This window comes from Microbacterium atlanticum (assembly GCF_015277815.1).
GTDB lineage: Bacteria > Actinomycetota > Actinomycetes > Actinomycetales > Microbacteriaceae > Microbacterium > Microbacterium atlanticum.
On record NZ_CP063813.1, the window covers coordinates 902,028 to 922,464 of the forward strand.

Here is a 20,437-nt window from a genome sequence, read left to right on the forward strand (position 1 = left end):
GGGCGGATGTAAAGACTCCTAACAAACCGACCGCCCCTCAGCCTAGCGCGTCGTGTTCGGTTATGCTCGGGTTGTCGCGACTGGCGTTGAGGTGGGTCACCACCGGGGAGCGACCGACGACGGCATTCGACCGCACGCCTGGGCCGATGTGGGAACCCCCCTATCTGCACGCCGTGAGTCAGGAGATCGCATGACCGATCAGTTCTTCAACGCCCCGCTCGCCGAGGTCGACCCCGAGATCGCCCAGGTGCTCGACCGCGAGCTCGACCGGCAGCGCGGGTTCCTCGAGATGATCGCGTCCGAGAACTTCGTCCCCGTCTCGGTCCTGCAGTCCCAGGGCTCGGTGCTGACCAACAAGTACGCCGAGGGCTATCCCGGCCGCCGCTACTACGGCGGCTGCGAGGAGGTCGACGTCGCCGAGGAGCTCGCGATCCAGCGGGCCAAGAAGCTGTTCGGCGCCGAATTCGCCAATGTGCAGCCGCACTCCGGCGCGACGGCCAATGCGGCCGTGCTGCACGCGATCGCGCGCCCGGGCGACACGCTGCTCGGCCTGTCGCTCGACCAGGGCGGGCACCTCACGCACGGCATGAAGATCAACTTCTCGGGCCGGCTGTACAACATCGTGGCCTACGGCGTCGATCCCGAGACCTCCACCATCGACATGGACGAGGTCGCCCGGCTCGCGCGCGAGCACCAGCCGAAGGTGATCATCGCCGGCTGGTCGGCCTACCCGCGCCAGCTGGACTTCGCCCGATTCCGCGCCATCGCCGACGAGGTCGGCGCCACGCTGTGGGTCGACATGGCGCACTTCGCGGGCCTCGTCGCGGCGGGCGTCCACCCGAACCCGGTGCCGCACGCGCACGTGGTGTCGTCGACGGTGCACAAGACGATCGGCGGCCCGCGCTCGGGATTCATCCTCACCAACGACGCCGACATCGCGAAGAAGATCAACACCGCGGTCTTCCCCGGCCAGCAGGGCGGACCGCTCATGCACGTCATCGCGGCCAAGGCCACGGCGTTCAAGCTCGCCGCGACGCCTGAGTTCCGGGAGCGCCAGGAGCGGGTGCTGCGCGGCGCGCACATCATCGCCGAGCGGCTCTCGCAGCAGGATGTGCGGGATGCCGGCATCTCGGTGCGCTCGGGCGGCACCGACGTGCACCTGGTGCTCGTGGACCTCCGCGACGCCCAGATCGACGGCAAGCAGGCCGAGGACCGCCTGCACGAGATCCGCATCACCGTGAACCGCAACGCCGTCCCCAACGACCCGCGCCCGCCGATGGTCACGTCGGGGCTGCGGATCGGCACGCCCGCGCTCGCGACGCGCGGGTTCGGCGACGCCGAGTTCACCGAGGTCGCCGACATCATCGCCCTCGCCCTGCAGCCGGGTGCCGACCTCGAGGAGCTGCGGCTGCGGGTCGCGGCCCTCACCGCCGCGTTCCCGCTGTACCCGGGCTTCCGCCACTGACCTCGAACCCGGCGCCCCTTGGCGCGCGGGTTTCTGCTATCACTATCAACATAGGTATTCCGGATGCCGTGGCTCGCGGCATCCGTGATCCCGTGGTTCCACCTCAGCAACGAAGGCAGGACGGCATGACCGCACACAAGCTCGACGGCAAGGCCGCGGCGGCCGAGATCAAGGACGAGCTGCGCGAGCGCATCGCGGCGCTCAAGGAGAAGGGCATCACGCCGGGCATCGCGACGGTGCTGGTCGGCGCCGACCCGGCGTCGCAGCTGTACGTCGGCATGAAGCACCGGCAGTCCGAGGCCATCGGCATGAACTCGATCCAGAAGGAGCTCCCCGCCGATGCCACCCAGGAGCAGGTCGAGGCGCTCATCGACGAGCTCAACGCCGACCCGGAGTGCCACGGCTACATCGTGCAGCTGCCGCTGCCGAAGCACCTCGACACCGACGCGATCCTCGAGCGCATCGATCCCGCCAAGGACGCCGACGGCCTGCACCCGACCAATCTCGGCCGCCTCGTGCTCAACGTCAACGCGCCCATCACGACTCCGCTGCCGTGCACCCCGCGGGGCGTCATCGAGCTGCTGCTGCGCAACGACTACGACCTCAAGGGCAAGCACGTGGTCGTCGTCGGCCGCGGTGTCACGATCGGTCGGTCGATCGGCCTGCTGCTGACCCGTCGCGAGATCAACGCGACGGTGACGCTCACGCACACCGGCACCGCTGACCTCGGCCACCACCTGCGCCAGGCCGATGTCATCGTGGCGGCCGCCGGCGTCAAGCACATCGTGCAGGCGTCCGATGTGAAGCCGGGAGCCGCGGTGCTCGACGTGGGCGTCACGCGCGAGGAGGACCCCGAGACCGGAAAGTCGCAGGTCCACGGCGACGTGCACCCGGATGTCGCCGAGGTCGCCGGCTACCTCTCGCCCAACCCCGGCGGCGTGGGCCCGATGACCGTCGCCCTCCTCATGACGAACGTCGTCGAGGCCGCCGAGCGCGCCGCCGGCTGACCCGGCGCCGCGCCGGCCCCGGGTTCGCCGCCGCGCCGCGCCGGTCGGCGAGCGCACGGCCTGTTGTCGAGTGCACGGCCCGGCGGCGTCGCGAGGTCGTGCTCTCGTCGGCAGTGCGTGCACTCGGCGGAAGAGCGGACGGATGCCGCGCCCCGGCGTCAGCCGCGACGCGACTCGGCCGCCGCCAGGGCGGCCCGGGCGCCGTCGGTCGGCGCGACAGCGACCAGCCCGCGGTACAGCTTCACCAGCGCGTCGACGTCGAGCGTCCCGGTGCGGGCGCGGTCGCAGTGCACCGCCTGGATCGCCGCCTCCAGCTGGAATCGACCGAGCGGGCGTCTCAGCTCCGAGGCCCGCCGCAGCAGGGCGGCGCCCTCGGCGATGAGCGCGCGGTCCCACATCGCCGGGTCCTGCTCGTCCAGCGGGGGCCAGGGTGCCGCGATGCGGGCCGGCGCCCGCGACTGCGCGTAGGTGAGCAGCGCCGCCAGTCCCCACGCCTCCGGTTCGTCGTCGAGGAGGGCGGCGGTGAGCACCGCCAGCCAGCGCGCTTCGTCGGCGAGCGATTCGCGCGGCTCCTCGCCCTGGTCGAGCCAGCCGATCGCGTACGCGCCGTAGATGGCCTCGAGGACGCCCGGCAGGCGTCCGGGCATGTCGGCGCGGATCGGCACGCGGAACGGGATCCCGGCGTCGCGGATGCGGCGCTTCGCGCGCACCAGCCGCTGCGCCATCGCCGCCGGGTCCACGCCGAAGGCGCGGGCGATCTGCGCCGCGTCGAAGCCGAGGACCGTCTGCAGCATCAGGGGCGTCCGGACCGCCGGGTCGATCGCCGGATGCGCGCACGCGAAGAGCAGCTCCAGCCGTCGATCGGGGATCTCGTCGCGCAGCTCCCGCGTGCGCGCCGGGTCGCCGGCGAAGGGGTCGCCGACGGGCGAGGCCGCGCCGCGGCCCGCGCTCGTGCCGCGGGCGGCGGCGAAGAGCACCGCGTCCAGCGGCACCCCGGTGCGATGCGCCGCAGAGCCGAGGATGTCGCGAAGATGACGAGCGACGAAGGTCGCGATCGACAGGCAGCGGCGAATCGGCCTCAGCCGAGCTCGTCCAGCATGCGGCGCTGCTCATCGGTGAGGCCGTCGTTCCGGTCACGGCGGGCAGAGTCGCGCGGCGCGCCGGGATAGGTGTCGGGCGGGCTGGGGATCGGGGGAGCGGGGGTCGCGGCATCCGCCTGCTCGCTCCTGCCCGCCGTCGCGCGGTCGTAGAGCGCGCCGGCGTGGCTCTCGACCCGGTCGTCGATCGCATCGTAGATCGCCCAGCCGATGAGGAGGAACACGGGAGGCAGCACCCAGCCCCAGAACGCGCCGAAGATGCCGCCGCCGATCGAGACCCCGGTGAAGGCCACGGTCGCGATCCAGACGAGCAAGGCGACGGCGAAGGCGAGCAGGAGCTCCACGAGCTTCTCGCCCGCGCGGGTGCGCTGGTGCGCCGACCTCGCCGCCATCGAGCGGAACCCCTTCTCGACGAGCGGCTTGATCCAGATGACGAGCGCCGTCAGCACGATGCCCGCCCACAGCGCCGCCCAGCCGACGCGCGCGGGCGTCAGCCACCCGACGACGAGGAGCACGACGATGTTGAACACGAGCAGCGACGCGAACCGCACGACCCACTTCTTCATGGCTCTCACTGTGCCACGTCCGCAAGGAGGCGGGGAGCGGATGCCGCGCCCCGGCCCGGCTCCCCGGGCTCAGGCGATCGAGACCAGCGTGTCCAGGTCGTCCTCGGGAAGATGCTCGGCCGTGGCGGCGACCGTCACGTCGACGAGGTCGGCGCGGCCGGACACGACCGTGAGGAACGCCGTGTCGGCGGCATCCCGCCCCGTCGCTATGCGCACGAGACTGGGGCGCGGCGCGAGCGTGGTGGCATCGACCACCCGCCAGCCGCCGTCGATCCACGCCTCGGCGACGGCGTGGAAGTCCATCGGGTGAAGGCCGGGAGCGTAGACGGCGACCATGCGGGCCGGGATGCCGAGGCCGCGCAGCAGCGCGATGCACAGGTGCGCGTAGTCGCGGCACACCCCCTGACGGGCCAGCAGCGTGCGGGTGGCGCCGTCGGTGGGAAGCGATGAGCCGGGGACGTACGCCAGGCGCGTTCCCACCCACGACGACACCGACGCCAGCAGCTGCACGCCGCCCTGGATGCCCTGGAACTCGGCGGCCGCCGTCGGTGCCATCGCGTCGGACTCGGCGTAGCGGCTCTGCCGCAGGAAGACGAGCCGTTCCACCTCGTCGCCGCCCGCCGGCTCACCGTCGCCCACCGTGGCGGCGTACTCCATCACGAACTCGCCGGCCGGTGCGAGCACGCGGTGCAGTCGCGTCCCGTGGGCATCGAGCAGCTCCTCGGCTTCGAGCGGCTTCCCGTCCACGGTCGCGGCGATCCGTTCCGACACCGGCGCGTAGTGCTGTGAGACGGCGACGGCGAACACCAGTTCGGCGGGCTCGGTGACCGTCAGGGCGATGCGGCTGGAGACGTCGCGCTTCATGACCCCAGCGTGGCACGGTCGCGCAGGACCTCGTGCGTCTTGACAGCGCGCGGGGCTCGGTCAGTACGAGGCGCGGTCGGCGTCGGATGCCTCGACCCACCGCGCCGCCAGCGCCTCCGAGCCGCGCGCCAGCAGCGCGACGTCGGCGCCGACGAGGAGGAAGGAGGCCCCCTCCTTCCGGTACGCCTCGGCGGCGGGCGGGTCGAACGCATTGACGCCCACCGGCTTGCCCGCCGCACGCACGGCCGCGAAGGCCCGGTGGACGGCGGCCACGACGTCGGGGTGCGTCTGCCGGCCGAGGAGGCCCATCGACGCGGCGAGATCCGACGGGCCCACGAAGACCCCGTCCACCCCGTCGACCGCCGCGATCTCGTCGGCGGCGTCGACGCCCGCCGCCGTCTCGATCTGCACGAACAGCGAGACGTGCTCATCGGCGTTCTCGAGATACCCGTCGACGCGGTTCCACCGCGCCGACCGCGCGAGCGCCGAGCCCACGCCGCGGTTCCCCCGCGGGGGATAGCGGACCGCGGCGACGGCGGCCTCGGCATCCGCCTTCGACGACACCATCGGCACGAGGAGGTTCTGGGCTCCGAGGTCGAGCACCTGCTTGATCGTCACGACGTCGCCGATCGGCACGCGCACGACCGGGGTGACCGGGTGGGCGGCGACGGCCTGCAGCTGGGCGAGCACCGATTCCAGTCCGTTGGGTGAGTGCTCCATGTCGATGAGCACCCAGTCCAGGCCCGACCCCGCGCAGATCTCGGCCACCAGCGGCGAGCCGGTGCAGACCCAGATGCCCGCGAGCGGACGGTCGGCGCTCGCGAGCGCGTCGCGGAAGGTCGGGCTCAGACGAAGCGGCATTCGATGACTCCCATGGGTCCGTAGTCGCACCTGACGCTATCGCCCCGCGACACCCACATGGGGCGCGTGAACGAGCCCGCCAGGATGATCTCGCCCGCCTCGAGCCGCGCGCCGTGCTGGTGGAACTTGTTCGCAAGCCACGCCACACCCGTGGCGGGGTGCCCGAGCACGCCGGCAGCGACCCCGGTCTCCTCGATCTCGCCGTTGCGGCTCAGCACGCCGGGCACCCAGCGCAGGTCGATCTCGTCGGGGCGCTTGCGGACGGTTCCGAGCACCATGGCGCCGTAGGCGGCGTTGTCGGCGATGGTGTCGACGATGGTGCGGCCCTCCAGCTCGATGTGCGAGTTCAGCACCTCGAGCGCGGGAACCGCGTAGTCGATCGCGGCGAGCGCGTCCTCGAGCGTGCAGTCCGGGCCTTCCAGCGGCGACTTCAGCGCGAAGGCGAGCTCCACCTCGATGCGCACGTTCGAGAAGAGGTCGACCGGGATCTCGGCGCCCGACGCGTACACCGTGTCGTCGAACATCACGCCGTAGTCGGGCTCGGTGATGCCCGTCGCCTGCTGCATCGCCTTCGACGTGAGGCCGATCTTGCGGCCCACCAGCTTCCGACCCGCGGCGATGTTGTGGTCGCGCCAGACGCCCTGGATCGCGTAGGAGTCCTCCACCGTCGCGTCCGGGTACCGCGCCGTGATGCGCGGGATCACCCCGTGCGTCCGGTCGGCCTCGGCGAGCTCAGCCGCGATCTGCGCGATGGTCTCCGGGGGCAGCATCCGCTCTCCTTTCATCGGGAGTTCTGCAGATGAGTCACAGCTGGTGGCCGAGCTTGTACTCGCCCTGCTTCCAGCTGGGCATCTGGTCGGCCTCGTCGTCGGGGCGCGTGTAGGAGAACCCGTCGGCGCCGATCGTGACCGCCATCTCGGACGTGTCGGTGCGGGCGACGACGGGCTGCGGGTTGCCGTCCAGGTCGAGCACGAGCGAGGCCTCGGTGTACCAGGAAGGCACGACGGGGTTGCCCCACCAGTCGCGGCGCTGGTTGTCGTGCACGTCCCACGTGACCACCGGGTTGTCGGGGTCGCCGGTGTAGTAGTCCTGCGTGTAGATCTCGACGCGGTGGCCGTCGGGGTCGCGCAGGTACAGGTAGAACGCGTTCGACACGCCGTGGCGCCCGGGTCCGCGCTCGATGGCGTCGGAGCGCCGCAGCGCGCCGAGCTTGTCGCAGATCGCGAGGATGTTGTGCTTCTCGTGGGTGGCGAACGCGACGTGGTGCATGCGCGGGCCGTCACCGCCGGTCATGGCGGTGTCGTGCACGGTGGGCTTGCGGCGCATCCACGCGGCGTAGACGGTGCCCTCCTCGTCCTGGATGTCCTCGGTGACGCGGAAGCCCAGCGACTGCATGAAGTTCACCGCGCGCGGGACGTCGGGGGTGACCTGGTTGAAGTGGTCCAGGCGCACCAGCTCCCCGGGGGTGTGCAGGTCGTAGCGCCACGACAGGCGCTCGACGTGCTCGGTCTGGTAGAAGAACTCGTACGGGAAGCCGAGCGGGTCGGTCACGCGCACCGCGTCACCGATGCCCTTGACGAAGCCGTCGGCTCGCCGCTCGACGCGGCAGCCGAGCTCCTCGTAGAACGCCACCGCCTTGTCGAGGTCCTCCGGCGTGCGCACCCGGTACGAGAACGCGGCGACGGCGGCCACCGGCCCCTGGCGCAGCACCAGGTTGTGGTGGATGAACTCCTCCGTCGAGCGGAGGTAGATCGCCTCGCCGTCCTCCTCGGTGACGTACAGACCGAGCACGTCGACGTAGAACTCGCGGGAGGCCGCCAGGTCGGTGACGACGAGCTCCATGTACGCGCAGCGCAGGATGTCGGGTGCCGGCGCGCTGGGCGTCGGGATCGGGTTGTCGGAGAGGATCGGCGCCTCCTGGCTCACGAAGAAGCCGGAGGAGGTGCGGGTCATCTGGTCACGGTGGGTCATTTCGCGTCCTTGCGTTGTTCGAGGTTCCGGCCACTCGCCAAGACACTCCGGGCGGGAGGATGCCGGTCGGCGTGTTCTGGCGAGTGGGGTGAAGGGTGAGTCGGATGCCGCGGCTCAGGCCTGCAGCTTCTCTGCGGCGTCGGCCTGCGCGGCGTCGGCCTGCCCGGCGTCGCCGGTCGCCGAGCGGGTCGGGGCGGCCGCCTTGCCGAAGGTCGGGTTGTGAGCCGGGCCGAGCGTGATGTGCACGGCCTGCTGGTCGGTGTAGAAGTCGATCGAGCGGTAGCCGCCCTCGTGACCGAGGCCGGACGCCTTGACGCCGCCGAACGGGGTGCGGAGGTCGCGCACGTTGTTGGAGTTCAGCCACACCATGCCCGCCTCGATGGCCTGCGAGAAGTTGTGCGCCCGCTTGAGGTCGTTCGTCCACACGTACGCGGCGAGACCGTAGCGGACGCCGTTCGCCAGCTCGAGGGCCTCCTCGTCGGTATCGAACGGCGTGATGGCGACGACCGGGCCGAAGATCTCCTCCTGGAAGATCCGCGCGTCCCGGGCGACGTCGGCGAACACCGTCGGGCGCACGAAGTTGCCTTCGTCGAAACCCTCGGGGCGGCCGCCGCCGGCGACGAGGCGCGCCTCGCCCTTGCCGATCTCGATGTAGCTCATCACCTTGTCGTAGTGCTCGGGGTGCACGAGCGCGCCGACCTCGGTCGCAGGGTCGTGCGGGTAGCCGACGACCACGCGCTCCGCCTGCGCCGCGTAGCGCTTCACGAACTCGTCGTAGATCGGACGCTCCACGAGGATGCGCGAGCCCGCCGTGCAGCGCTCGCCGTTCAGCGAGAACACGCCGAAGATCGTCGCGTCGATCGCGGCCTCCAGGTCGGCGTCGGCGAAGACGACCGCGGGGCTCTTGCCGCCGAGCTCCATCGACAGGCCCTTCAGGAACGGCGCGGCGTTGCCGAAGATGATCTGCCCGGTGCGGCTCTCGCCGGTGAACGAGATGAGGGGGACATCCGGATGCTTCACCAGCGCGTCGCCGGCATCCTCACCCAGTCCGTTCACGAGGTTGAACACACCCTGCGGCAGGCCCGCCTCCTCGAAGATGCCGGCCCACAGCGACGCCGAGAGCGGCGTGAACTCGGCCGGCTTGAGGACGACGGTGTTGCCGGTGGCGAGGGCGGGGCCGAGCTTCCAGGACTCGAGCATGAACGGCGTGTTCCACGGGGTGATGAGTCCGGCCACACCGATGGGCTTTCGGTTGACGTAGTTCATCTGGCGGCCGGGAACCTTGTACGCGTCGTCGGCCTGGGCGACGATCAGGTCGGCGAAGAACCGGAAGTTCTCGGCCGCCCGTCGCGCCTGCCCGAGCGCCTGCGTGATCGGCAGCCCCGAGTCGAAGGACTCCAGCTCGGCGAGGCGCGCGTCGCGCGACTCGACGATGTCGGCGATGCGGTGCAGCACGCGCGAGCGCTCGCGCGGCAGCATCCGCGGCCAGGGCCCGTCGGTGAACGCGCGCCGGGCGGCGGCGACGGCCCGGTCGATGTCGGCCTTCTTGCCGGCGGCGGCCTGCACGTAGGTCTCGTTCGTCACCGGGTCGAGCACGTCGAACGTGTCGCCGTCCTGCGAGTCCACGAACTCGCCGTCGATGTAGTGCCGGATGCGCGACGGCAGGTCCTCGGGGACATGACGGGTCGCGCGGATGGTCTGGGTGTCGGTCATGGTCGCTCCTTCGTCGGAGATTCGTGACGGTGCGGGTCGGGCGCCGTCGTGGTGTCAGAACGCGGGGAGGCCGAGCGCCTCGTCCGGGTGCTCGTGGATCATGTAGGCGTCGAGCGTGGCCGACCGGTGGCGCCGGGCGGCCTTTTCGATCTCGCCGAGGGGAGCCCCGGTCTCGATGAGCTGAACGATGCTCTCGTGCTCGCGCACCGACTCCTGGGCGCGCCCGGGCACGAAGCTGAAGGTCGAGTCGCGCAGGTGGCCGAGGCGCGCCCACTCGGCGCGAACGAGTTCGAGCATGCGGGGGTTCGCGCACTTCTCGTAGAGCGTCGCGTGGAACTCCTGGTTGAGCGCGGTGAACGCGCGCGGGTCGAAGTGCTCGAGGGTCTCGATCATGAGCTCGTTGATGCGCCGGGCGTTGCGGATGTCGTCGGCCGTGAGGCGCCGGGCGGCGAGCGCGGTGGCGGTCCCCTCGAGGATCGACAGCGCCTGCATGCTGTGGCGGTACTGCGAGTCGTCGACCATCGACACCCGCGCGCCGACGTTGCGCTCGAACGTCACGAGTCCCTCGGCCTCGAGCTGCCGGATCGCCTCGCGCACCGGGACCACGCTCATGTCGAGGTCGCCGGCGATCGAGCCGAGCACCAGGCGGTACCCGGGGGTGAACTCCTGGTTGGCGATGCGCTCCTTGATCCAGTGGTAGGCGCGCTGCGACTTGCTCTGGGTGGGGGCGTCCAGGCCCGTGTCGAGCTCGGTCATCGCCCCTGGCCCCTCTCCGCCTCGTAGCGGGCGCGCCACTGCGCGTTCATCGGGAACAGGCCGTCGACCGGATGCCCCTCCGCGACGCGCTCGGCGATCCAGGCGTCCTCCGCCTCCTGCGCGAGCGCTGCGTCGACGACCTCTTCGACCAGACCCGGCGGGATGACGATCACCCCGTCGGCGTCGCCGACGATGACGTCGCCCGGCTGGACGGTCGCGCCGCCGCAGGCGACGGTGACGTCGTGGTCCCACGGCACGTGCTTGCGGCCGAGGACGGCCGGGTGGGCGCCGGAGGTGTATACCGGGATGCCGACGGCGGCGACGGCCGCGGCATCCCTCACCCCTCCGTCGGTGACGATCCCGGCGGCGCCCCGCGCGTGCGCGCGGATCGCGAGCACGTCGCCGAGCGTGCCCGACCCCGTCTCGCCGCGCGCCTCGATCACCACGACCTCGCCCTCGCCGACAGCGTCGAACGTGCGCTTCTGCGCGTTGTATCCGCCGCCATGGGAGGCGAACAGGTCCTCGCGGTGGGGGACGAAGCGGAGGGTCCGCGCGGTGCCGACGAGCTTGGCGTCGGGGTGCAGCGGTCGCACACCGTCGATGTGGACGTTCTCCATGCCGCGCTTGCGCAGCTGCGCCGACAGCCCGGCGACCGGCACGGCCTCGAGCTTCGCGCGCAGCTCAGCGGAGAGGGGGGAGCCCGCCGTCTCTGCGGGGCCGGGCTCGGGGGGCAGGCCGGCGGCCTCGCGAGATCCCCAGGCCTCGGTGCGCTGGAGGTCGTCGGCGGCGGGCAGCGAGCCGAGCTCGGGATCGAAGGGCGCATCGCCCTGGGTGACCGTGGTGACCAGACGGCCCGTCGACGGTCCGCCCGGCACGTCCACCTCGACCTCGACCACGTCACCCGGAACCGCGACCGACGAGCCGGCGGGGGTGCCGGTGAGGATCACGTCGCCGGTCTCGAGGGTGAAGTGCTGCGACAGGTCGGCCACGAGCTGCTCGAGCGGGAAGATCATGCCGGCGGCCGTGTCGTCCTGCGCCACGACGCCGTTGAGCCAGGTGCGCACGCGGAGGTCGCCCGGCCGGATGCTGCGCGCGTCGATGAGCGAGGGTCCGATGGGCGTGTACCCGTCGCCGCCCTTCGAGCGGACATTGGAGCCCTTGTCGTTCGCGCGCAGGTCGTACAGCCCGAAGTCGTTCGCGGCGGTGACGAAGGCCACGTGGTCCCACGCCTCCGCGAGCGGGACCCGGCGCGCCGGCGCGCCGATCACGAGCGCGATCTCGCCCTCGAACGCCAGCAGCTCGGTGCCCGCCGGCCGCTCGATGGTTTGGCCGGACGCGGCGAGGGAGCTCGACGGCTTGAAGAAGTACGACGGATGCTGCGGCCGGCGCCCGCGCTGATCCGCACGCGACGCGTAGCTGAGGTGGATGGCCACGATCTTGCCGGGGCGGGTGGGAAGCGCCGCGGGCTGCGGGGCTGCCGCTTCGGTGATCTCTGCCATGAGCTCCCTCACTCAACGGGACTGTTGCGTCGTATCCGAAATCGTATATGATCAATCCGCATCCGGCAACCACCCGTTGTTCGCCGGTGACGACGACGTCAGCCCCGACACAGGAGTCCCCATGAGCTCATCGAGAACCCCGCAGGGTTTCACCCCGACCGGCACGATCGCCTCTCCGGCCGATCGACGCCGGGTCGTCTTCGCGACGGTCGTCGGCACGACCGTCGAGTGGTACGACTTCTTCATCTACGCGTTCGCGGCCGGCCTCGTGTTCGCCGAGCTGTTCTTCGCCCCCGCCGGCGAGGGCTTCGCGCAGATCCTCTCGTTCATCACCGTCGGCATCAGCTTCCTGTTCCGTCCGCTGGGTGCGTTCCTGGCCGGCCACTTCGGCGACAAGTACGGCCGCAAGGTCGTGCTGATGTGGACGCTGATCCTGATGGGCGCGGCGACGACGCTCGTCGGCCTGCTGCCGACGTACGCCGCGATCGGCATCGCCGCTCCGATCCTGCTCATCCTGCTGCGCGTGCTGCAGGGCATCTCCGCCGGCGGCGAGTGGGGCGGCGCGGTGCTGATGGCCGTCGAGCACGCCCCCAAGACCCGGCGCGGCATCTTCGGGGCCTCGCCGCAGGTCGGCGTGCCCATCGGTCTGCTGCTGGCCTCGGGCATCATGGCGCTGGTCGCGATCCCGGGTGACGAGTGGTTCAAGGAGTTCGGCTGGCGCATCCCGTTCCTGCTCAGCGTGGTGCTGATCCTCGTGGGCTACTACGTCCGCCGCCGCGTCGAGGAGAGCCCGGTCTTCGCCGAGCTCGCCGAGCGCAAGGAGAAGGCGCGCATGCCGATCGTGCAGCTGTTCAAGAAGCACACGCTGCTCGTGATCATCGCCGCGCTCGTGTTCGCCGGCAACAACGCGGTCGGCTACATGACCACGGGCGGCTACATCCAGCGCTACGCGACCGACCCCGAAGGACCGGTGTCGCTTCCCACCGCCCCCGTGCTGTGGGCGGTGACGGGCTCGGCCGTCACGTGGCTCGTCGCCACCTTCGTGGCCGGCTGGATCAGCGACAGGATCGGCCGCCGCACGACGTACATCATCGGCTGGATCCTGCAGCTGGTCGGCGTGTTCCTGCTCTTCCCGCTGGTCAACTCCGCCGACGTCGGCCTGCTGTTCCTCGGCCTGGCGATCCTCACCATCGGCCTCGGCTTCACCTACGGCCCGCAGGCGGCCCTCTACAGCGAGCTGTTCCCCGCCTCGATCCGGTTCTCCGGGGTGTCGATCTCATATGCGATCGGCGCCATCGTGGGCGGCGCGTTCGCGCCGACGATCGCCCAGGCGCTGGTCCAGGCGACCGGCTCCACCGTGGCGGTGACGTGGTACCTGGCCGGAATGACGGTCATCGGCCTCATCGCGACGCTGCTCCTCCGCGACCGCTCCGGCATCCCGCTCGGACCCGACCACGAGGCTGAGCAGGCGAAGAGCCCGATCTACGGCCTGTCGCGGGCCTGACCCGACGGCGACGGATGCCGCGACCCGATCCCTTCGCGGGCGCCGGGTCGCGGCATCCGTCGTCCGTCAGCGGGTGCGCATGCCGTCGAGCGCCACCGCGACCACGTCGTGCGCGAGGCGCTCGCGATCGACGGCCCCGTCGGGGCGGTACCACTCGACGATCGAGTTGACCATGCCGAACACCAGGCGGGTCGCCACGGCCCCGTCGACGTCGGCGCGGATCCGGCCCGAGCGCTGCGCCTCGCTCACGAGCGCGGCCACGCGGTGGTCGAACGTCCGGCGGCGCTCGAGCGCCGCCCGCTCGACGGCGCTGTTGCCGCGCACGCGCAGCAGCAATGTGACGTACGGGAGTCTGTCGACGAGCACCCGCACCGCGCCGCGCAGCACCGCCGCCAGTCGCTCCGCCGGTTCGCCGGTCGCGGCGGCCGGCTCATCGAGCACGCCCTCCAGCCCGTCGAGCGCCTCATCCAGTGCGAGCGAGAGCAGCTGCTCCTTGGAGGCGAAGTGGTGGTACAGCGCCGACTTGGTCAGCCCCAGGCGCCCGGCGAGGTCGGCGACCGACGTCGCGTCGTAGCCCTGCTCGTTGAAGAGCCGCACCGCGACCTCCAGCACCTGGTCGCGGTCGTATCCCGGTCGCCCCCGCCGCGCGGGCGGGGGCTCGGCGATCGCGGTCATGTGCCCAGTGTGGCACGGCGGGCTTCATTACTGAACGATCGGTCACGTATTATCGAGGTGTCCGCGACGGAGCGGATCGAGAGGATGCCGATGCCAGAGCCGCTGCAGCTCCAGCGCCGCGCCGACCGCGTGATCGCCACCCTGTCGCGGCCCGAGGTGCGCAACGCGATCGACCAGGACATGATCGACCGCCTGCACGAGCTCTGCGGTGAGCTCGAGCGGGAGCCCCGCACGCTGATCCTCATCGGGTCCGACGGCGTGTTCGCGTCCGGCGCCGACATCGCACAGCTGCGGGAGCGCCGGGCCGCCGACGCGCGCAAGGGCATCAACACCCGGGCGTTCCAGCGCATCCGCCACCTCCCGATGCCGGTCATCGCCGCGATCGACGGCTACGCCCTCGGCGGCGGAGCCGAGCTCGCCTACGCCGCCGACATCCGCATCGGCACCCCGCGGCTGCGGATCGGCAACCCCGAGACGGGGCTCGGCATCATCGCCGCGGCGGGGGCGACGTGGCGGCTGCCGCAGCTGGTCGGCGAGGCCCGCGCGGCCGAGATGCTGCTGACAGGCCGGATCCTGGAGGCCGACACCGCCGTCGCCTGGGGCCTCGTGTCGTCGCTGGTCGAGCCGGACGACCTCCTCGCCGCCGCCGAGGCGGTCGCCGACCGGATCGCCCGCAACGATCCCACCGCGACGCGGCACACCAAGACGGCGCTGCTCGCGCCGCCCGCAGCGCACCCCGAGGTCGAGCTCGAGCTGCAGGCGCACCTCTTCGAGAGCCCCGAGAAGGAGCGGCGCATGACCGCGTTCCTCGAGAGGCGCGCGCGATGACCGGGGTGCCCGGGCGGGTCGGCGTGATCGGCGGGGGCCGCATGGGGGCGGGCATCGCCCACGCGTTCGCGCTGGCCGGCGCCGCGGTGACCGTCGTCGAGCGGGACGCGGATGCCGCGGCCGCGGCATCCGCCCGCCTCCTGGAGAGCCTGCGGCGCAGCGTCGAACGCGGCACGACGCAGCGGGGGATCGACGAGCTCGCGGGGGCGGTGACGGCGACGACGGATGCCTCGTCCCTCGCCGGCTGCGGGCTTGTGATCGAAGCCGTGCCGGAGGATCGCGCCCTGAAGATCGAGGCACTCGGCCGGACCGAGCGCGTGCTCGCTCCCGAGGCCGCTCTCGCCACGAACACGTCGTCGATCCCCATCGACGACCTCGCGACCGGGCTGGCCCGCCCGGCTCGCTTCCTGGGCCTGCACTTCTTCAACCCCGTGCCCGCCTCGCAGCTCGTCGAGGTGGTGACCGGATCCGCGACCGACACGGCGCTCGTCGACGACGCCCGGCGCTGGGCGCAGGCCCTCGGCAAGACGCCGATCGTCGTGCGCGACAGCCCCGGCTTCGCGTCGAGCCGGCTCGGGGTCGCGCTGGGGCTCGAGGCGATCCGGATGCTGGAGGAGGGCGTCGCCTCGGCGGCCGACATCGACGCGGCGATGGAGCTCGGGTACCGGCATCCGCTCGGCCCGCTGCGCACCACCGACCTCGTCGGCCTCGACGTGCGCCTCGGCATCGCCGAGGAGCTCCACGCGAAGCTCGGCGACCGCTTCGCGCCCCCCGACCTGCTGCGGCGCCTCGTCGCCGACGGACATCTCGGCCGCAAGACCGGCCGCGGCTTCTACGAATGGAGTGACCAGTGACCAGCGATCAGACCGAGGTCGGCATCCTCCCCAGCTACCTGTGCGACCGGTGGTGGACACCCGCGCTCGGACAGGGCGAGGGTGCGGACGGCGACGCGACGGACGTGCTCGATGCGTCCACCGGTGAGGTGGTCACCCGCGTGAGCACGGCCGGGGTCGACCTCGCCGGCGCCATCGCCTACGCGCGCACGACCGGGCAGGCGAGCCTCGGCGCGTTGACCTTCCACCAGCGCGCGCTGCTGCTGAAGGAGTTCGCCCTCGCACTCACCGGCCGCAAGGAGGAGCTGTACGAGCTGTCCAAGCGCGCCGGCGCGACCGTGCGCGACTCGCTCAGCGACGTCGACGGCGGCATCGGCGTGCTCTTCACGTACTCGTCGAAGGGCCGCCGCGAGCTGCCCAACGCCCAGGTGTACCTCGACGGACCCGTCGAGCCGCTGTCGAAGGACGGCTCGTTCCTCGGCCGCCACGTGTACACGCGCCTGCCCGGTGTCGCGGTCCAGATCAACGCCTTCAACTTCCCGATGTGGGGGGCGCTGGAGAAGTTCGCCCCGGCGTTCCTCGCGGGCGTGCCGACGATCGTGAAGCCCGCGACGCCGACGGCGTACGTCGCCGAGGCCTGGGTGCGGATCCTGGTCGACACCGGCCGGCTTCCGGCCGGATCGCTGCAGCTGGTGAGCGGCGCCGTTCCCGGGCTCTTCGACCACCTCGGGCTCGGCGACCTCGTCGGCTTCACCGGCAGCGCCGCGACGGCGGAGCGCCTGCGGACACAGGCGGCGCCCGGCGTGCGCTTCACCCGCGAGACCGACTCGATCAACGCCTCGGTGCTCGGCCCCGACGCCGTGCCGGGGACTCCCGAGTTCGACGCGTACGTCAAGCAGCTCATGGTGGAGCTGACGACCAAGGCCGGGCAGAAGTGCACCGCGATCCGCCGCGCCATCGTGCCCGAGGCGGCGGTCGAGCCGCTGATCGAGGCGCTGCGGGGCAAGATCGCCGAGCGCGTCGTGGTCGGCGACCCCCGCGCCGACGGCGTCACCATGGGTCCCGTCGTCTCGCGCGCACAGCGCGACGAGGTGCTGCGGGCGGTCGGCGAGCTGCAGGCGGCGGGCGGACGGCTCCTGCTGGGGACGACGGATGCCCCGGACGTCACGCGCGCGGACGGCTCGATCGGGCCGGCACCCGAGGGAGCGTTCGTCGCGCCGATCCTCGTCGGCTTCGACGGCGACCCCGCGGCGCTGCCGGATGCCGTGCACGACGTGGAGGCCTTCGGGCCCGTCGCGAGCTTGCTGGCGTACCGCACGGTGGAGGAGGCTGCCGACCTCGTGGGCCGCGGCGGCGGGTCGCTCGTCACCAGCGTCGCGACCTCGGATCCGGCGGTGGCGACCACGCTCCTCGCGCGCACCGCCGCCTACAACGGGCGCCTGCTGTTCCTCGACCGCGACGATGCCCGCTCGTCCACCGGCCACGGCGCGCCGGTGCCGCACCTCGTGCACGGCGGACCCGGCCGCGCGGGCGGCGGCGAGGAGCTCGGCGGCATCCGCGCCGTCCTCCACCACATGCAGCGCACCGCGGTGCAGGGGTCGCCCGCGATGCTGACCGCCCTCACCGGCGTGTGGCACCAGGGCGCGGCATCCCGCTCCGACACGCACCCGTTCCGCAAGTCGCTGGCCGAGCTCGCGATCGGCGACCAGATCGCCTCGCCCACCCGCCCGGTCACGCTCGACGACATCGAGACGTTCGCGAACTTCACCGGCGACCTGTTCTACGCCCACATGGACGAGGCGGCCGCAGCGGCCAACCCGTTCTTCCCCGGGCGTGTTGCGCACGGCTACCTGCTGGTGTCGTGGGCGGCGGGCCTGTTCGTCGACCCCGAGCCGGGCCCGGTGCTCGCCAACTACGGCTTGGAGAACCTGCGGTTCGTCACGCCGGTGTCGCCGGGCGACGAGATCCGCGTGGTGCTCACGGCGAAGCAGATCACGCCGCGCGAGACGGACGAGTACGGCGAGGTGCGGTGGGACGCGGTGATCCTCAACCAGGACGACGACATCGTGGCGACCTACGACGTGCTGACGCTCGTCGCGAAGACCGCGGAGCAGGCGGCGTCAGCCGCGGCCTCCGCCGTCCCTTCCGCGCCCGCCAGGGTGGACGCGTGACCGACCCCGCCGAGCACTTCGCCGGGCAGCGGCCGATGCTGCGGCGCGACCGCGCATCGGCGGCGCTCGGCATGGTCGTCGAGCGCGACGGGCCGGGCGAGGCGATCGTGTCGATGCGGGTGCGCGACGACATGACGAACGGATTCGCCATCACGCACGGTGGGATGGTGTTCGCGCTCGCCGACACGGCGTTCGCGATGGCCTGCAACGAGGACTCCGAGGTGACGGTCGCCGCCGGCGCCGACATCTCGTTCCTCAAGGCGACGCACGCCGGGCAGACGCTCACCGCGCACGCACGGCGCCGGGTGCTCACCGGCAGAAGCGGCGTCTACGACGTGACGGTCACCGACGAGACGGGCGATGTCGTCGCCGAGTTCCGCGGGCGGTCGTTCACCACGCGGCGGGCGCACCCTGACGACTCGGTGTGAGCCGTTGTCGCGGCATCCGTCGCCGTATACACTTTACTGAACGAACGGTCTGTAAATGAGGAGTCGATGATGACGACCGATGTGCTGATCGACGAGGCGGCCGGGCAGGCCGCCTTCGACGCGATCATCGAGGCGGACTCGCGCATCGAACCCCGCGACTGGATGCCCGAGGCGTACCGCCGGACGCTGATCCGCCAGATCTCGCAGCACGCGCACTCCGAGATCATCGGCATGCAGCCGGAGGGCAACTGGATCACGCGGGCGCCAAGCCTCAAGCGCAAGGCGATCCTGATGGCCAAGGTGCAGGACGAGGCCGGGCACGGGCTGTACCTCTACTCCGCCGCGCAGACCCTCGGCATCACCCGCGACGAGATGACCGAGCAGCTCATCGAGGGCCGCGCGAAGTACTCGTCGATCTTCAACTACCCCACCCCGACGTGGGCCGACATGGGCGCGATCGGGTGGCTCGTCGACGGCGCCGCGATCTGCAACCAGGTGCCGCTGTGCCGCGCCTCGTACGGCCCCTACGGCCGGGCGATGGTGCGCATCTGCAAGGAGGAGTCGTTCCACCAGCGGCAGGGCTTCGAGATCCTGCTGACCCTCATGCAGGGCACGCCCGCACAGCGGAAGATGGCGCAGGATGCCGTCGACCGCTGGTACTGGCCGTCGCTGATGATGTTCGGCCCGCCCGACGACGCGTCGCCGAACTCGGCGCAGTCGATGGCGTGGAAGATCAAGCGCTTCTCGAACGACGAGCTGCGGCAGCGGTTCATCGGGATGCTGGTGCCCCAGGCCGAGGTGCTGGGGGTGACGCTGCCCGATCCCCAGCTGCGCTGGGACGAGGACGCCCAGCGCTGGCACACGAGCGAGATCGACTGGACCGAGCTGCAGGAGGTCATCGCCGGGCGGGGCGCGATGAACGCCGAGCGCATCCGCAACCGGCGCACGGCGCACGAGGACGGCGCGTGGGTACGCGAGGCGGCGGCCGAGTACGCCCGCAAGCAGCAGCTGCAGGGCGCGGGGAAGGCGGTGGCGTGATGACCACTCCGGGCGGATCGACCGACTCCTCGACCGAGCGCCGCGAGACCTGGCCGCTCTGGGAGGTGTTCGTGCGCGCCGGACGCGGCCTGTCGCACGTGCACGCGGGCTCGCTGCACGCGCCGGACGCGGCACTGGCGCTGCGCAACGCCCGCGACCTTTACACCCGCCGGGGCGAGGGCACCTCGATCTGGGTGGTTCCCGCCGAGGCCATCAGCACGAGCGACCCCGACGCGAAGGGCGCGTTCTTCGAGAGCCCGGCCGGCAAGAACTACCGCCACGCCACGTACTACACGGCGTCCGAGGGGGTGCCGCACCTGTGACCGGGATCACCGAAGCGCACGGCGACGTCACCGTCGAGCGGGTCGAGCTGTCGGCCGAGCTCGCCGGCGCCGACGGGCACGCCGCGACCGCCGACGTCGCCGAATACGCGCTGTGGCTCGGCGACGACGCGCTGATCCTCTCCCAGCAGCTCGGCGCGTGGATCGCGCGCGCGCCGGAGCTGGAGGAGGACGTCGCGCTCGCGAACATCGCGCTGGACCTGCTCGGTCACGCCCGGTCGCTGCTGCACTACGCCGGCACGTACGACGGGCGCTCCGAGGACGACCTCGCATACTGGCGCGACGAGCCCGAGTTCCGCTGCGCGTGGCTCTTCCAGCAGCCCAACGGCGACTTCGCACAGACGATCGCACGCCAGCTCGCGGCATCCGTCTACCTCTTCGAGCTCTACACCGCTCTGCAGCGGTCGTCCGACCCGACCTTCGCCGCCGTCGCCGCGAAGGCGGTGAAGGAGGTCGAGTACCACCGCGACCACGCCGTGCAGTGGACGCTGCGGCTGGCGGGCGGCACCGACGAGTCCCGCAGCCGCATGGTGCGGGCTCTCGGCGACGTCTGGCCGTACGTCGGAGAGCTGTTCCGCGACGAGCCGCTGATCGACCGCCTGGAGGGCGTCGCGGTGCGGCCCTCGGCGCTGCGGGCCGGGTTCGACGGCGTCATCGCCGCGGTGCTCGCCGAGGCCGAGCTGGACGTGCCCGCCGGTCCGGTGTCGTCGGCCGGCGGTCGCCGCGGCTCCCACTTCCCGACGCTCGGCTACCTGCTGGCCGAGATGCAGGTGCTCGCCCGTCAGCACCCGGGGGCGACGTGGTGAGGCCGGCCGTTCAC

20 protein-coding genes and 1 riboswitch are annotated in these 20,437 nt (G+C 71.8%); of the genes, 10 read left to right on the forward strand and 10 right to left on the reverse strand.

From position 1 onward, the window contains the following. Positions 1-66: 66 nt before the first annotated feature. Positions 67-151, forward strand: a riboswitch (ZMP/ZTP riboswitch). Positions 152-190: 39 nt separating this feature from the next. Both glyA and IR212_RS03940 read left to right on the forward strand, forming a co-directional pair. Continuing rightward, the gene (gene glyA, locus IR212_RS03935) at positions 191-1,465 is read left to right on the forward strand and encodes a serine hydroxymethyltransferase (RefSeq protein WP_194397687.1); all 1,275 of its coding nucleotides are present in this window, start codon (positions 191-193) and stop codon (positions 1,463-1,465) included. 125 nt (positions 1,466-1,590) lie between these two features. After that, a complete protein-coding gene (locus tag IR212_RS03940; RefSeq protein ID WP_194397688.1) occupies positions 1,591-2,472 on the forward strand; it encodes a bifunctional methylenetetrahydrofolate dehydrogenase/methenyltetrahydrofolate cyclohydrolase in 882 nt (293 codons plus the stop codon). A gap of 158 nt (positions 2,473-2,630) precedes the next feature. Here IR212_RS03940 and IR212_RS03945 read toward each other — a convergent pair whose 3' ends face one another. The 9 genes from IR212_RS03945 to IR212_RS03985 form a co-directional block, all read right to left on the reverse strand. Beyond that, a complete protein-coding gene (locus tag IR212_RS03945; RefSeq protein ID WP_228479474.1) occupies positions 2,631-3,464 on the reverse strand; it encodes a DUF6596 domain-containing protein in 834 nt (277 codons plus the stop codon). 86 nt (positions 3,465-3,550) lie between these two features. Further along, positions 3,551-4,135 carry a hypothetical protein gene (locus tag IR212_RS03950; RefSeq protein ID WP_194397689.1) on the reverse strand — a complete coding sequence of 195 codons (585 nt, stop codon included), beginning with the start codon at positions 4,133-4,135 and terminating at the stop codon, positions 3,551-3,553. 69 nt (positions 4,136-4,204) lie between these two features. Continuing rightward, a complete protein-coding gene (locus IR212_RS03955; protein WP_194397690.1) occupies positions 4,205-4,999 on the reverse strand; it encodes a transglutaminase-like domain-containing protein in 795 nt (264 codons plus the stop codon). Between the two features lie 60 nt (positions 5,000-5,059). After that, complete coding sequence (locus IR212_RS03960; RefSeq protein ID WP_194397691.1) at positions 5,060-5,860, reverse strand: HpcH/HpaI aldolase family protein; 801 nt, start codon at positions 5,858-5,860, stop codon at positions 5,060-5,062. Then, on the reverse strand, positions 5,845-6,630 hold the full coding sequence (locus IR212_RS03965) for a 2-keto-4-pentenoate hydratase (protein ID WP_194397692.1): 786 nt from the start codon (positions 6,628-6,630) through the stop codon (positions 5,845-5,847). Before IR212_RS03965 ends, IR212_RS03960 begins: the two co-directional genes overlap by 16 nt. Positions 6,631-6,664: 34 nt before the next feature. Beyond that, on the reverse strand, positions 6,665-7,831 hold the full coding sequence (gene hpaD, locus IR212_RS03970) for a 3,4-dihydroxyphenylacetate 2,3-dioxygenase (protein WP_194397693.1): 1,167 nt from the start codon (positions 7,829-7,831) through the stop codon (positions 6,665-6,667). 114 nt (positions 7,832-7,945) lie between these two features. Beyond that, positions 7,946-9,544: a 5-carboxymethyl-2-hydroxymuconate semialdehyde dehydrogenase gene (gene hpaE, locus IR212_RS03975; RefSeq protein ID WP_194397694.1), complete on the reverse strand. Its 1,599-nt coding sequence runs from the start codon at positions 9,542-9,544 to the stop codon at positions 7,946-7,948. A gap of 54 nt (positions 9,545-9,598) precedes the next feature. Next, positions 9,599-10,300 carry a GntR family transcriptional regulator gene (locus tag IR212_RS03980; protein ID WP_194397695.1) on the reverse strand — a complete coding sequence of 234 codons (702 nt, stop codon included), beginning with the start codon at positions 10,298-10,300 and terminating at the stop codon, positions 9,599-9,601. Then, a complete protein-coding gene (locus tag IR212_RS03985) occupies positions 10,297-11,799 on the reverse strand; it encodes a fumarylacetoacetate hydrolase family protein (protein ID WP_194397696.1) in 1,503 nt (500 codons plus the stop codon). Before IR212_RS03985 ends, IR212_RS03980 begins: the two co-directional genes overlap by 4 nt. 121 nt (positions 11,800-11,920) lie before the next feature. Here IR212_RS03985 and IR212_RS03990 point away from each other — a divergent pair, with 121 nt between their 5' ends. After that, positions 11,921-13,303: an MFS transporter gene (locus tag IR212_RS03990; RefSeq protein WP_194397697.1), complete on the forward strand. Its 1,383-nt coding sequence runs from the start codon at positions 11,921-11,923 to the stop codon at positions 13,301-13,303. A 66-nt stretch (positions 13,304-13,369) separates the two neighbouring features. Here the strand turns inward: IR212_RS03990 and IR212_RS03995 are convergent, their stop codons facing one another. Continuing rightward, entirely contained in the window at positions 13,370-13,978 is a 609-nt protein-coding gene (locus IR212_RS03995; protein ID WP_194397698.1) for a TetR/AcrR family transcriptional regulator, read from the reverse strand. Between the two features lie 90 nt (positions 13,979-14,068). On the opposite strand from IR212_RS03995, the gene IR212_RS04000 reads away from it, so the two are divergent. The 7 genes from IR212_RS04000 (at position 14,069) to paaC (ending at position 20,423) form a co-directional block, all read left to right on the forward strand. Further along, on the forward strand, positions 14,069-14,806 hold the full coding sequence (locus tag IR212_RS04000) for an enoyl-CoA hydratase/isomerase family protein (RefSeq protein WP_194397699.1): 738 nt from the start codon (positions 14,069-14,071) through the stop codon (positions 14,804-14,806). Next, positions 14,803-15,660 (forward strand): 3-hydroxyacyl-CoA dehydrogenase family protein, encoded by an 858-nt coding sequence (locus IR212_RS04005; RefSeq protein WP_194397700.1) that lies wholly within the window; start codon positions 14,803-14,805, stop codon positions 15,658-15,660. The genes IR212_RS04000 and IR212_RS04005 overlap by 4 nt, the downstream gene beginning before the upstream one ends. Next, positions 15,657-17,810: a phenylacetic acid degradation bifunctional protein PaaZ gene (gene paaZ / locus IR212_RS04010; protein ID WP_194397701.1), complete on the forward strand. Its 2,154-nt coding sequence runs from the start codon at positions 15,657-15,659 to the stop codon at positions 17,808-17,810. Before IR212_RS04005 ends, paaZ begins: the two co-directional genes overlap by 4 nt. Beyond that, positions 17,807-18,238: a hydroxyphenylacetyl-CoA thioesterase PaaI gene (gene paaI / locus IR212_RS04015; protein ID WP_228479475.1), complete on the forward strand. Its 432-nt coding sequence runs from the start codon at positions 17,807-17,809 to the stop codon at positions 18,236-18,238. Before paaZ ends, paaI begins: the two co-directional genes overlap by 4 nt. 66 nt (positions 18,239-18,304) lie before the next feature. Next, positions 18,305-19,276, forward strand: a complete 972-nt coding sequence (gene paaA, locus IR212_RS04020) for a 1,2-phenylacetyl-CoA epoxidase subunit PaaA (protein WP_420488613.1) — start codon at positions 18,305-18,307, stop codon at positions 19,274-19,276. Next, complete coding sequence (gene paaB, locus IR212_RS04025; protein ID WP_194397702.1) at positions 19,276-19,599, forward strand: 1,2-phenylacetyl-CoA epoxidase subunit PaaB; 324 nt, start codon at positions 19,276-19,278, stop codon at positions 19,597-19,599. The genes paaA and paaB overlap by 1 nt, the downstream gene beginning before the upstream one ends. Continuing rightward, positions 19,596-20,423: a 1,2-phenylacetyl-CoA epoxidase subunit PaaC gene (gene paaC / locus IR212_RS04030; protein WP_194397703.1), complete on the forward strand. Its 828-nt coding sequence runs from the start codon at positions 19,596-19,598 to the stop codon at positions 20,421-20,423. The genes paaB and paaC overlap by 4 nt, the downstream gene beginning before the upstream one ends. Positions 20,424-20,437: the final 14 nt, after the last annotated feature.

Bases quoted from the DNA above. Each gene is read 5' to 3' on its own strand.
- glyA (WP_194397687.1), top strand. From the start codon at position 191: ATGACCGATCAGTTCTTCAACGCCCCGCTCGCCGAGGTCGACCCCGAG.
- IR212_RS03940 (WP_194397688.1), top strand. From the start codon at position 1,591: ATGACCGCACACAAGCTCGACGGCAAGGCCGCGGCGGCCGAGATCAAG.
- IR212_RS03950 (WP_194397689.1), bottom strand. From the start codon at position 4,135: ATGAAGAAGTGGGTCGTGCGGTTCGCGTCGCTGCTCGTGTTCAACATC.
- IR212_RS03955 (WP_194397690.1), bottom strand. From the start codon at position 4,999: ATGAAGCGCGACGTCTCCAGCCGCATCGCCCTGACGGTCACCGAGCCC.
- IR212_RS03960 (WP_194397691.1), bottom strand. From the start codon at position 5,860: ATGCCGCTTCGTCTGAGCCCGACCTTCCGCGACGCGCTCGCGAGCGCC.
- IR212_RS03965 (WP_194397692.1), bottom strand. From the start codon at position 6,630: ATGCTGCCCCCGGAGACCATCGCGCAGATCGCGGCTGAGCTCGCCGAG.
- hpaD (WP_194397693.1), bottom strand. From the start codon at position 7,831: ATGACCCACCGTGACCAGATGACCCGCACCTCCTCCGGCTTCTTCGTG.
- hpaE (WP_194397694.1), bottom strand. From the start codon at position 9,544: ATGACCGACACCCAGACCATCCGCGCGACCCGTCATGTCCCCGAGGAC.
- IR212_RS03980 (WP_194397695.1), bottom strand. From the start codon at position 10,300: ATGACCGAGCTCGACACGGGCCTGGACGCCCCCACCCAGAGCAAGTCG.
- IR212_RS03985 (WP_194397696.1), bottom strand. From the start codon at position 11,799: ATGGCAGAGATCACCGAAGCGGCAGCCCCGCAGCCCGCGGCGCTTCCC.
- IR212_RS03990 (WP_194397697.1), top strand. From the start codon at position 11,921: ATGAGCTCATCGAGAACCCCGCAGGGTTTCACCCCGACCGGCACGATC.
- IR212_RS03995 (WP_194397698.1), bottom strand. From the start codon at position 13,978: ATGACCGCGATCGCCGAGCCCCCGCCCGCGCGGCGGGGGCGACCGGGA.
- IR212_RS04000 (WP_194397699.1), top strand. From the start codon at position 14,069: ATGCCAGAGCCGCTGCAGCTCCAGCGCCGCGCCGACCGCGTGATCGCC.
- IR212_RS04005 (WP_194397700.1), top strand. From the start codon at position 14,803: ATGACCGGGGTGCCCGGGCGGGTCGGCGTGATCGGCGGGGGCCGCATG.
- paaA (WP_420488613.1), top strand. From the start codon at position 18,305: ATGATGACGACCGATGTGCTGATCGACGAGGCGGCCGGGCAGGCCGCC.
- paaB (WP_194397702.1), top strand. From the start codon at position 19,276: ATGACCACTCCGGGCGGATCGACCGACTCCTCGACCGAGCGCCGCGAG.